Below are 2,552 nucleotides of genomic sequence, written 5' to 3'. Positions count from 1 at the left end.
GCAGGACAAGATCGACGGCTACACCCAGGACCAGCGCTTCTTCCTGAGCTGGGCACGCGTGTGGCGCAACAACACGCGCGAGAAGCAGGCCGAGCTGTACCTCAACATCGACCCGCATGCCCCCGCTTCGCTGCGCGCCATTGGTGCGCCGTCGAACATGGCGGCGTTCTCCGAAGCGTTCCAGTGCAAGACCGGCGACGCGATGGTTCGCGACGGCGACAAGCAAGTGAAGATCTGGTAAGTCGCGCGATCTACGGATCGGAAAGCAAAGCCCCGCATGCGAATGCGGGGCTTTTTTCTTGGTCGGGAATTGTCTCGCCGATGAGGCTGGCGTGATCTGCTCCTCCCCTGCGAGGCAGGGGAGGGCTGAGGTGGGGTTGCATGTCCTTTAGCGTGCGGCCCCTCGCCTACCCACAGCCACGTAGGCTGGGATGCAATCCCAGCAGCGCCATTACCTAACCTATACATGCTGGGATTGCATCCCAGCCTACGAGCGCCAACGAGCCAGCAACCCGCTTCACATCCATCTAACTGCATGCAAGAATAGTAACGATTCGCATTTACAAAACGCCAGCCGTGGCAGCAAGCGGGATTGAGACGCGTAACCGTACCGCGCTCAAGCAGCCAGCCAAGCCCGTTCTGTTTCTACCCTCTTGCCGACATCGTTGCCCATGCCCGCTAACCTCCGCACGTCACCCCTGCAAACCGCCCTGCTGCTTGCCTTGGCCCTGCCCGCTGCCGCCACCGCGCAAACCACCACCCTTTCCAGCGACGCCACCGACGCACCACCTCAAAAAACCATGAGCACGGTACACGTCACCGGCAGCGTGGTCGGCAACGACTACACCACCGATACCTCCAGCGTGGGCGCCAAGGTGCCTACGTCACTGCGCGATATCCCGCAGACCGTGGTGGTGGTGAATCGCGACCTGCTCGACGCGCAAGGCGCCACCTCGCTGCAGGATGCACTGCGCAACGTGCCCGGCATCACCATTGGCGCGGCGGAAGGTGGACAGATCGGCAACAACATCAACCTGCGCGGGTTTACCGCACGCACGGATATCTATCTGGACGGCTTCCGCGACCCTGGCCAGTACTACCGCGACGTATTCGATCTCGATGCGGTCGAAGTGTTGAAAGGCCCCTCCTCCATGCTGTTCGGCCGCGGCTCCACCGGCGGCGTGATCAACCAGGTGACCAAGGAGCCTGAGCTGAAAGCCTTCGGCGAGATCAGCGCCACCGTCGGCAGCAGCGACCGCTATCGCCTGACTGGCGACATCAATCAGCCGCTTTCCGATACCGCCGCCGCGCGCTTGAACATCTACGGCCAGGACATGCACGCCACGCGTAACGTGCTCAACAATCGCGATGGCGGCATTGCGCCGTCGTTGCGCTTCGGCATCGGCACGCCCACGCAGATCACGCTATCGGCCTTGATTCAGCGCAACCACGACATGCCCGACTACGGCCTGCCGCCGATCAACGGCCGCCCCGCGCATGTGAATCCCAAGAACTGGTACGGGCTTACCGACGACCGCACCATTCAGAGCGTCAACGCCTTCAACGCGCGACTCGAACATGCGTTCTCCGACAGCGTGAACCTGCGCACGCAGCTGCAATACAGCGATTACCGCACCGATGCGCGCGAAACGGCTGCCAACAGCATCGTCACCGCCGGCGGCGTCACGCTCAACCGGACACTCGGCAACCCCACCAACTTGCCGCTGCCACAGTTATATGCACAGCTTGCCAGCCACGATCGCGTCATCCACGACAAGCTGCTGGACAGCCAGACTGACCTGACGACCAAGTTCGCCACCGGCAGCTGGGAACATACCCTCATCACCGGCGTGGAACTGGCGCGCGAAACCTACAACAACCAGGCATACACGCGGAACGGCCTGCCGCTGCTTTCCCTGCTTGATCCCGTGCAGGAAGCAACACCTTCCAATGTGACCACCACCGTCGGCAACTACGCGCAATCCGTCGGCAAGACGGCCGCCGTGTATGCGAACGACACCATCAAGTTCAACGACCATTGGATGCTCGTCGCCGGCGTGCGTCGTGATCGCTTCGACGCACACATCAGCAACACGATTTCCGCACCCGCTTACGCGCAGCAGATCGCGTATTTCACCAGCGTGCGCGGCGGTGTGATCTATCAGCCGAGCGAAAAACAGTCCTACTACGCGTCATACGGCACCTCATTCAATCCGGTGCTCGAACAACTCACGCTCACCAGCGGCACGCAGAACCTTGCGCCCACCAAAAACCGTTCCTACGAAATCGGCGGCAAGTGGAACCTGCTGGACGACATGCTCGGCCTCAACGCCGCGCTCTACAAACTGGAACAAACCAACGCACGCACGCAAACCGCATCCGGCGAATACACACTGGACGGCAACATCCGGGTGCGTGGCGCGGAATTGAGCGCCGTCGGACACATCACCGACCATTGGCAGCTCTTCTCCGGCTACAGCTATATGGACGGCCGAATCGTCAAGGCACTCGACGGCACGCAAGGCAATGTACCCGCCAACACACCGCGCCAT

2 protein-coding genes are annotated in these 2,552 nt (G+C 61.7%); both read left to right on the top strand.

The window, feature by feature from the left end:
- The coding region (locus tag VJR68_RS13545) for a M13-type metalloendopeptidase (protein ID WP_324148432.1) at nucleotides 1-241 on the top strand (241 nt) is incomplete at its 5' end.
- 430 nt (nucleotides 242-671) lie between these two features.
- On the top strand, nucleotides 672-2,552 hold a 1,881-nt coding region (locus tag VJR68_RS13540), incomplete at its 3' end, for a TonB-dependent siderophore receptor (protein WP_324148431.1).

This window comes from Dyella sp. (genome assembly GCF_035277725.1).
Taxonomy (GTDB): domain Bacteria; phylum Pseudomonadota; class Gammaproteobacteria; order Xanthomonadales; family Rhodanobacteraceae; genus Dyella_B.
Note: the sequence above shows the minus strand (reverse complement) of the source record. Positions and strands in the feature narration are given on the sequence as shown.